General features: G+C 38.2%; 6 protein-coding genes. 4 read left to right on the top strand and 2 right to left on the bottom strand.

Translation table 11 applies throughout. The features are described from left to right. Positions 1 to 159 precede the first annotated feature (159 nt). Positions 160 to 795 (bottom strand): NAD(P)-dependent oxidoreductase, encoded by a 636-nt coding sequence (locus H7254_RS01100; RefSeq protein WP_301931221.1) that lies wholly within the window; start codon positions 793 to 795, stop codon positions 160 to 162. 51 nt (positions 796 to 846) lie between these two features. After that, positions 847 to 996 carry a hypothetical protein gene (locus H7254_RS01095; RefSeq protein WP_301931220.1) on the bottom strand — a complete coding sequence of 50 codons (150 nt, stop codon included), beginning with the start codon at positions 994 to 996 and terminating at the stop codon, positions 847 to 849. 355 nt (positions 997 to 1,351) lie between these two features. On the opposite strand from H7254_RS01095, the gene H7254_RS01090 reads away from it, so the two are divergent. The 4 genes from H7254_RS01090 (at position 1,352) to trpC (ending at position 5,373) form a co-directional block, all read left to right on the top strand. Beyond that, positions 1,352 to 2,794, top strand: a complete 1,443-nt coding sequence (locus tag H7254_RS01090; RefSeq protein ID WP_301931219.1) for an anthranilate synthase component I family protein — start codon at positions 1,352 to 1,354, stop codon at positions 2,792 to 2,794. A gap of 1 nt (position 2,795) precedes the next feature. Next, positions 2,796 to 3,377, top strand: a complete 582-nt coding sequence (locus H7254_RS01085) for an aminodeoxychorismate/anthranilate synthase component II (RefSeq protein WP_301931218.1) — start codon at positions 2,796 to 2,798, stop codon at positions 3,375 to 3,377. 101 nt (positions 3,378 to 3,478) lie between these two features. Next, complete coding sequence (gene trpD, locus H7254_RS01080; RefSeq protein ID WP_301931217.1) at positions 3,479 to 4,465, top strand: anthranilate phosphoribosyltransferase; 987 nt, start codon at positions 3,479 to 3,481, stop codon at positions 4,463 to 4,465. A gap of 59 nt (positions 4,466 to 4,524) precedes the next feature. Beyond that, positions 4,525 to 5,373, top strand: coding sequence for an indole-3-glycerol phosphate synthase TrpC (gene trpC / locus H7254_RS01075; protein ID WP_301931216.1), 849 nt, complete (start codon positions 4,525 to 4,527; stop codon positions 5,371 to 5,373). The last annotated feature ends 111 nt before the right edge of the window (positions 5,374 to 5,484 follow it).

Below are 5,484 nucleotides of genomic sequence, written 5' to 3'. Positions count from 1 at the left end.
TTTTTTAGACTATCGGTGTAAAGGTTTACAAATATGCTGTCAACTTTCTGCGCTTTGGCAAAGTTGCTTCCGATAATAAAAGTCAAAAGTAAAAGTTGCTTCAATTTTTTTATAAAGGTGTAAATAATTGTGCCGTTTTATGGTTAAAGGATTGGTAATTTAATTCGAAATTCCTACCCTGTGCTGTAAATACTCATTGGCTGTCATTTCTTTCAGCATAAACATGGCAAGGTCTCCAGAATTGATACGAAATTTATTTTTAAAAGGTGGATAGTCTGCGTTGGTTGTATAATTTCCAGTTACTTCCGCATCAATAATATCCGGCGAACCAACAAATGTCCAGTCAAGCGCAGATGCTTTTAAAAAATTATAGGCTTTAAAATGTTCCAGGCTTACCGGTATATATTCAGGTTTAAATTCCGGTTGATCCATAATCAAGGTATTATCCGTTGCACTTACATTTAAAATACCCAGGTTACCGATACCGATTATTCTTTTCACATTGGCTTTCTGCATCTGGGCCACAATGTTTTTCATTCCAAGTGATCTTGTAACGTCTGTACCATCAAAACTTCCACCCAATGCAGAGAGTACTGCATCGCAACCTTTTATTGCTTTAAACACCTGCTTTTCATCAAACAAGGCGCCCTGTGTCAATTCCAGCTCTTTATGTTCAGGCAGGTTTTCCGTAAAAACATTTCTGCCATAGGCTTTTACATGATGCCCCATGTACAACGCCTGCTTTACCAATTGCTTGCCCACCATGCCAGTAGCGCCAAATATTATCAGATTCATATTTTTAAATTTTTATTGAAGGTACAGTTAACACATCAAATGAACATCTCTTTATGCATCTGGAAATTTAGTTTTCTTTCTTGTACTGCGGCATGCTAGAAAGAGCAAAGCGGTAAAATTTTGAGGTTGTTCGCAGGGTGATACCACGGTTGTATTTACCAATCCGCCACCAACATTTTTACCTTTTACTACATCATCCATTTCGGTATGTTTGATGGTCGCTGGTTATTTAGCTTCCGGTAAATTGTCCGGTTTTGCAATAGTATATCCATTGCCTGCTACATAAAATAAATCTTTGCAGGTAGGTTAAGAATGCTTCATCTCCATTTTTAAATTTTTATTTAATTTACTAAAAAAGTTTTTTTATGAATAAATTCTGCTACATATTTGCACTACAAAATGAAAATAAAAAATTTATATAGCAAAATTTGGTGGTGGCAGTCATTAATATGATGTGTCGCTTTGTTATGTATGTATGATAATATTAAAGCCCCGACACATTGTGTTGGGGTTTTTAGTTTTGAATGTATAAAATTTATGCTTACAAATTATAACAATGAAGAGAATATCCATTAACTCCACTTATAAAAAACTACTCGCCGATGTATTTACACCGGTTGGTATTTACCTCCGGTTGAGAGACCGTTTCAGGGACACTATTTTACTGGAAAGCAGCGATTTTCATGCGGGTGAAAACAGTTACACTTTTATTGGTATCAATGCCATTGCGGGTATTGAAATCAGCAACGCGTCTTTCCTTGAATTTAAGATGCCTGGTCAACCGCAGGAAAAAATAGCCATTACTAACCCCACGGATGTACCTCAATTGTTATGGGATTTTATGCAGCGTTTTGAAATAAAAGAAGCCGCACCTAAACCCATCAATGTGGCGCAGGGATTGTTTGGTTACAGCACCTACGATGCGGTGCAATTTTTTGATTCGATACAATTAAATAAACACCGTGGTAGTAAAACGGAGGCTGGCAGTGAACTTGCAGCCGCAGAAATTCCATTGATGCGGTATCGGCTTTATCAATATGTAATTGCCATCAATCATTTTAAAAATGAATTGTTTATTTGCGAAAATGAAATTGAAGGTGTAGCAAGCGAGGCAACCTTGGTAGAAAGTTTAATCCGGAGCAAGGACGTACCCACTTTTCCTTTCAAAAGTAAGGGAGACGAAAGTTCCAATCAAACGGATGAAAATTATATTGACATGGTGAAAAAAGGTATTGCCAGTTGTCACCGTGGAGATGTTTTTCAGATTGTACTGAGCAGAAGATTTGAACAGTCATTTACCGGCGATGAATTTAATGTGTACCGCTCCCTGCGCAGTATAAACCCTAGCCCGTATTTATTTTATTTTGATTATGGTGATTATAAACTGATGGGATCCTCGCCCGAAAGCCAGTTGATTGTACAGAATGGAAAAGCCATTGTACATCCCATTGCGGGCACTTTTAAACGCACTGGCAATGATGAAACTGATAAGGCTTTGGCAATACAATTACAGCACGATGAAAAGGAAAATGCAGAACATGTAATGTTGGTTGACCTCGCAAGAAACGACCTTAGCAGAATGTGCAATGAAGTGGAAGTTACCCAATATAAAAAGGTCAACTATTACTCTCATGTCATTCACCTGGTAAGTGAAGTAAAAGGAAAAGTAGCTGCAGAAACTAACCCTTTTAAATTGCTGGCAGTAAGTTTTCCAGCGGGTACTTTAAGTGGTGCGCCCAAATTTAAAGCCATGCAGTTGATTGACAGTTATGAGCCTACTGTAAGAAGTTATTATGGCGGTGCAATTGGCTGCATTGGTTTTGACGGAAGTTGTAACCATGCCATTATGATCCGTACTTTTTTGAGTAAAAACAACACGCTGATCTGCCAGGCAGGCGCAGGCATTGTTGCGGCAAGCAATCCTGCCAGTGAGTTGCAGGAAGTAAACAATAAATTAAACGCATTGAAACAAGCCATCGTTCTGGCACAAAATATTTGAAATGAAAATATTGGTATTTGATAATTATGATTCCTTTACGTACAACCTGGTTCACCTGGTAGAAAAGATCACTCATGAAAAAGTAGTGGTATTTCGCAACGACCATATTGCGCTGGACGACGTGAAAGTATATGATAAAATTATTTTGTCGCCGGGCCCTGGCATTCCCGAAGAAGCCGGTTTATTGTTGCCGCTGATAAAAAGGTATGCATCCACCAAATCTATACTGGGCGTATGTTTAGGTCACCAAGCCATCGGGCAGGCTTTTGGCGGAACCTTAAAAAACTTAGACAAAGTATATCACGGAGTGGCTACTAAAATAAATATATTGAATCAGGATGCACCTATTTTAAGAGGCATGGGTAATGAAGTGGAAGTAGGCCGTTACCATAGCTGGATTGTTGATAAAGAAAATTTTCCAACCGACCTTGAAATTACCGCGGTGGATGACAATGGTTACATCATGGCCTTGCAACATAAAACTTTTGATGTGCAGGGTGTACAGTTTCATCCGGAAAGTATATTAACGCCTGACGGTGAAAAGATGCTTCGGAATTGGCTGGGGGAAAGTTATAAGTTATGAGTTATGAGTTGTTGAAACGGAAATTAATCTTTATTAAAAAAGCAGTTGCATAAATAATAATTCTCCAGTTCCTCCTTTGGGATTGAAGGTAAACAGGATCAATGAAAAAGATATTAAATTATTTATTTGAACACAAAACACTTTCCATTGAACAGGGAAAGGAAGTATTGCTGAATATTTCCAAAAGCATGTATACTGAAAGTGAGATAGCATCTTTTATTACCGTGTACCTGATGCGCAGTATCACCATTGCAGAGTTGCAGGGTTTTAGAGATGCCTTACTGGAATTATGTATACCCGTAAATTTATACGGCCAGGAAGTGATGGATATTGTGGGTACAGGGGGAGATGGAAAAAATACTTTTAACATATCAACACTTAGTTGTTTTATTGTGGCCGGCACAGGAAATAAAGTGGCCAAACATGGCAACTATGGGGCTTCTTCCATCAGTGGATCCAGCAATGTAATGGAACAGTTGGGGTATAAATTTAAAAGCGACAATGATGCTTTAAACAAAGAGATAGACAATGCCGGTATCTGTTTTTTACATGCGCCTTTATTTCATCCGGCATTAAAAGTAGTGGGCCCTATCCGCAAAAACCTGGGCGTGAGAACCTTTTTTAATATGCTCGGCCCAATGGTAAATCCTGTTGCTCCAAAATACCAGTTGGTAGGAGTGTACAACCTTGAAATGGCAAGGATTTATAATTATTTATTGCAACAATCCGATAGTAATTTTACCATCATCCACGGACTGGACGGATATGATGAAATTTCTTTAACAGGCGATACCAAGGTCATCACCAACAAAGGTGAAAAAATTATGAGTGCTGAATCGTTGGGTAAACGTACCGTAAACGCTGTTGATATTTATGGCGGAGATACAGTGGAGGAAGCTGCTAAAATATTTATAGATATTTTAAAGGGCGAAGGGAGCTGGTCGCAAAACGCAGTAGTACTCGCTAACTCGGCCATGGCACTGCAATGCACCGGTAAATACAGCGATTATGAAACATGTTATCAGTTGGCGGTAGAAAGTTTGGAAAGTGGGCGAGCCCTGGAAGTATTGAAAAAAATTTGTGTATAAAAGTTAGAAATACGTAGCAGGATAAATAATCGCAGGATCATAAATCACCAACCGAAAAAATGGAAAATACTTCAAACTTTAATACCAGCGAAACCGCCTTTCGGGGCGCCGGGGATCTGAATATTTTAGATAAAATAATAGCGTATAAAAAAACAGAAGTTGCACATGCCAAAGCAACTGTTTCTGTGGAAGAGCTGATGTCAACTGAATTTTATAACCGTAAAATTTTTTCCCTAAAACAATTTTTGCTGGATGAAACAAAAACCGGCATTATTGCAGAGTTTAAAAGACAATCTCCTTCCAAAGGAATTATCAATGATAAAGCCGGTGTGGTGGAAGTTACAACAGCCTATACCCATCATGGCGCAAGTTGTTTATCGGTATTAACCGATCAGCATTTTTTTGGCGGCAGTAACGATGATCTGATTAAAGCCAGGATAAATAATATTCCTGTTTTGCGCAAAGATTTTATCATTGATGAATACCAGATAATAGAAGCAAAGTCCATTGGGGCAGATGTTATTTTATTAATTGCGGCCTGCCTTACGCCCGAAAGAGTGCAGCAACTGGCACTTTTTGCCAAATCATTACAACTGGAAGTATTGCTTGAAATACACTGTGAGGAAGAGTTACAACACATTTGCCCTGCCACGGAAATAATAGGCGTAAACAACCGCGACCTTAAAACGTTTACCGTAGATATTAACCGCTCAATCGCACTCAGTAAAAAAATTCCAGTTGATAAAATTAAAATTGCTGAAAGTGGTATTAATGATATTGAAACAATCAGTATCTTCAAAAGTGCTGGTTTTAAAGGTTTTTTAATTGGGGAAAATTTTATGAAACAATCAGATCCATCGATTGCTTTTGCACATTTTGTACAACAACTAAACGCGACAATAATATAAAATGAGAGTAAAAGTTTGTGGTATTACGCAGGAGGAACAATTGATAAAATTAGCGGAAACAGGTGTAACTTTTGCCGGACTTATTTTTTATCCAAAATCGCCGCGTTACGT

It is taken from the genome of Ferruginibacter sp. (genome assembly GCF_014377975.1).
Lineage (GTDB): Bacteria > Bacteroidota > Bacteroidia > Chitinophagales > Chitinophagaceae > Ferruginibacter.
This window is presented reverse-complemented; position numbering and strand designations above follow the sequence as displayed.

What these genes read in the sequence shown, in the direction of transcription:
- trpC (WP_301931216.1), top strand. Translation starts at nt 4,525, where the DNA reads ATGGAAAATACTTCAAACTTTAATACCAGCGAAACCGCCTTTCGGGGC.
- trpD (WP_301931217.1), top strand. Translation starts at nt 3,479, where the DNA reads ATGAAAAAGATATTAAATTATTTATTTGAACACAAAACACTTTCCATT.
- H7254_RS01085 (WP_301931218.1), top strand. Translation starts at nt 2,796, where the DNA reads ATGAAAATATTGGTATTTGATAATTATGATTCCTTTACGTACAACCTG.
- H7254_RS01090 (WP_301931219.1), top strand. Translation starts at nt 1,352, where the DNA reads ATGAAGAGAATATCCATTAACTCCACTTATAAAAAACTACTCGCCGAT.
- H7254_RS01100 (WP_301931221.1), bottom strand. Translation starts at nt 795, where the DNA reads ATGAATCTGATAATATTTGGCGCTACTGGCATGGTGGGCAAGCAATTG.
- H7254_RS01095 (WP_301931220.1), bottom strand. Translation starts at nt 996, where the DNA reads ATGGATGATGTAGTAAAAGGTAAAAATGTTGGTGGCGGATTGGTAAAT.